The sequence below is a fragment of the Pseudomonas sp. Z18(2022) genome (assembly GCF_036346535.1).
Classification (GTDB): Bacteria; Pseudomonadota; Gammaproteobacteria; order Pseudomonadales; family Pseudomonadaceae; genus Aquipseudomonas; species Aquipseudomonas yamanorum_A.
In genome coordinates, this window is the sequence record NZ_JAOTOA010000057.1 from 1 (window position 1) to 3407 (window position 3407).

The 3407-nt window shown below is 56.9% G+C and carries 3 protein-coding genes; all 3 read left to right on the top strand.

Going from position 1 to position 3407, the window contains the following annotated elements; translation table 11 throughout:
* Window positions 1-932: DUF2345 domain-containing protein (locus tag V3W39_RS33535; protein WP_330214180.1), on the top strand; the 932-nt coding region annotated here is incomplete at its 5' end.
* Window positions 929-2740 carry a phospholipase D-like domain-containing protein gene (locus V3W39_RS33540; protein ID WP_330214181.1) on the top strand — a complete coding sequence of 604 codons (1812 nt, stop codon included), beginning with the start codon at window positions 929-931 and terminating at the stop codon, window positions 2738-2740. The genes V3W39_RS33535 and V3W39_RS33540, both read left to right, overlap by 4 nt.
* On the top strand, window positions 2740-3407 hold a 668-nt coding region (locus V3W39_RS33545), incomplete at its 3' end, for a tetratricopeptide repeat protein (RefSeq protein WP_442968447.1). The genes V3W39_RS33540 and V3W39_RS33545, both read left to right, overlap by 1 nt.

Sequence of the window (3407 nt, forward strand, 5' to 3'; positions counted from 1 at the left end):
TGTCGGTGGATGCTCAGGCCGCCAACGCCGACCCAGCGGATGTGCAGGCGCAAATCAATCTGCTCAAGCAAGGTCTTGAGCAACTCCAGTCATCAGTATTACTGCTCAGCGCTCCCGACGGTATCGCCGCCAGCAGCGGTAAACACCTGCAATTAGCGGCGCAAAATAACCTGATGATCAACGCCGGGGCCGAGGCGGATATCAGTGTGGTGAAACGCTTGTTCATTGGCGTGGGGCAGGGGGTAAGTCTGTTTGTGCGCAAGTTGGGCATCAAGCTGATTGCCAATCAGGGCCCGGTAAAGATCCAGGCACAAAACGATGCACTGGAACTGATGGCCCGCCACGGCTTATCGATCATCAGCACCGAAGATGAAATCCGCATCGTCGCGAAAAAGAAAATCACCCTCAATGCCGGTGGCAGCTACATCACCCTTGATCAGAGCAGCATCGAGTCAGGGACTGTGGGGGACCACTACATCAAGGCAGCGCACTTCGACTTCCTGGGGCCGGCCAGCCTGAAGGCCGCTCATCCGGAGTATCCACAGAGCCTGTCCAAACAACCGCTGCGGATCAGTGTGCCGCAAGCCCCCAATACGCCCGGTAAAGGCTGGGCAGGCATGCCCTACACGTTGTACGCCGACGGTGCAGTGTTAAAGCAGGGCGTGCTGGATACATCCGGGCAAGTGTTGATCGACCACGAGGTTGTGACCCAGCAGTACCGAATCGTGATGGCCAATGGCGTTAGCTTCCAGATACCTGTGCCCACCGATTACCGAAATGCCGAGCAGGCGAAGCTGGCCAACAGCGGCTTGCACAACCACCGCTCGCAAACCGATAGCGAGGTGAGCCAACCCACATCGCATACAGATCAACGCGCGCTTTACGACGACGTAATGAGCGCAGTCAGTGGCCTGGAAGAGAAAATCTCATGAATCAGACCGACATTGTTGTACCCGTCGCCCTGCAACATACCCAGCAGGCCACCTGTACCTCTCCCTGGTACGTGCAGAACACTGAATATCACCCTGTCGAGGCCACCTATCAGCCATTGATCAACGGGGAAGAAGCGTTCAAAGCCGTGCATTTGGCTATCGCCCAAGCGACTAAAACCGTCGACATCATCTGCTGGGGCTTCCAGCCGTCGATGTATTTCATCCGCGACGGCAAGAGCGTGAGTATTGGTGAACTGCTCAAGGCGAAGGCTAAAGAGGGGGTCAAGGTTCGCGTCTTGGGTTGGGAAATGCCGCTCAACTCCGCCGGCTTTGCGGGCGAGGCGAACCTGCCTGGCAAGGGCACGGTGCGCATCAGTGACCGGGCGCTGCAAAGTTCTACTCAGGCGCAGTACGACGAGGACCGTCGTTGGTTTGCCGACTGTGCGGTCTCGGATGCCGAGGCTGTCAAGCAGGGGACGAGGGGGCTTCCAGTGTTTGTCAGTCGCGGTTTCAGTTGGGACGAAAGGTCGAAGATTGCCTATGAGCTTGAACATGACATTCTCGACCGGCAGATCAGTGGGAAAATGCACAACACGCTGAAGTTGACCGCCTCGCATCACCAAAAGAGTGTGCTGGTCGACTACGAGGTGCCGGACAGCGCCGTGGGTTTTGTCATGGGCCACAACATGCTCGATGAATATTGGGACAAGAGCGAGCATTCGGCGCTGAACCGCGCCGAAGACACCAAGCCCACGCCCAACAGTGGCCCGCGTGGACACACCCCACGCCAGGACATTTCCAGCCAGCTCAGCGGGCCGATTCTGGAACACTTGCACCACAACTTCGCCAGCGCCTGGCGCAAGGAAACCGGCGAGGACCTGCTCGGTTCACGCCAGGCCAAACAGGTGGGGCCCCACTTGAAATGTACACCGGGTGTCACTCGGCAGATCGCCCAGGTTTTGCGTACCCAGGCGCAAGACGGCAAGCGCGACATCGAGATGGCTTACCTGAACGCGGTCAACAACGCGACCCAGTTCATCTACATCGAGAACCAATACTTTCGCTGGCCACCTCTGGCGGAAGCCATCAAGAAGGCGGCGGCCGACCAGACCGCGGCGGGGCGCGATCCCGGCCAGCATGGCGTGTTGCACCTGTTCGTGATCACCAATGCGACCGATGACGGCATAGGGGCAGGCACGCTGAATACCCAGCGCATGCTCGAGAGCCTTGGGCGTGCCGACACCATTCCTGGTGTGACGAAACTGCAGCTTATCAAGCAGGAAAAAAAGGCCATGCCGCCCCGGCCAACGCCTGATTCGCGCGATCACGTAGGGCAGTGGGAGCTGGATAAATGGCAGACAGAACTCGATCAGAGAACCAGGAAAATCCTGAACAGCAAGATCGTTCCGCAGGAAGTGCCGGGTTTGAAAATTCACGTGTGCTCGCTGGTGGCGGCTGATTCGCCAGCCGGTAAGCCTTGGATGCCGGTGTATATCCACTCCAAGTTGATGATCGTCAATGATGTGTTCACCACCCTAGGCTCGGCCAACATCAACACCCGCAGCATGCAGGTGGATAGCGAGCTGAATATTGCGCATGAGTGGGCGAGTGTGACGCAGGGGTTGAGGCGGAGGTTGTGGGATATGCATACGGGGGGGGGCGGGGCGCAGGATGATCCGGAGGAGGCGTTTGATGCCTGGACGGAAATCATCAATAAGAACAAAAAGCGCCAATCAAAAAAACTGACGCCCGACGCTCCGCTTGTCGAGTTCCATTACGGTAAGGCCACCCTGAAGGATCTCGATTAATGCGTCGGTTTCTGTTGCTAACCAGTCTGCTGCTGGCCGCGTGTAATAACGGCGGTCCCATTGCTCATCTGAACCAGGACATTCCTATGAATCCGATCACCGAGGCTAAGGAAAAACTGGCCTTTACCTGTGTACACGAAACCAATCCAGAGCCGTCTGCCGAAACCGATGTGTTATTCAAATACGCCCGGTGGTTACAGAAAAACAACCTGCTCAAACAGGATAAGACCGTCGATGTCGAGATTGAGCGACTGTATCGAATTGCGGCCGAGAACGGTCATTACAAGGCCAATATCAACCTGCAGAATGGCGCCATGCGCGGCCAGTTTGAGTTCCGTGGGGATGAGTATCTGCGTCTGAGCCAGCAACTGATCGACGCTGGCGTGGCGACCGGTTATTACTTTATCGGGATCTTGCTGCAGCATGGAGCCGCAGGTTTGAAGCAGGACGAGGAACTGTCACTGCGCTACTACCGCAAGGCGGCAGATCAGGGTAGTGCCCAAGCTCAGTACTATATAGGCGAAAAGCTCGAACCTATCGACATTGCCCCGAAAATTGCACTTCAAATGTACAGGTGTGCGGCCGAGCAGGGCCATGGCAAGGCGGCCAGGTCGCTTGGGGTTGACCTGTCAACTGACGGGCATTATCAAGAAGCACTTGAGGCATA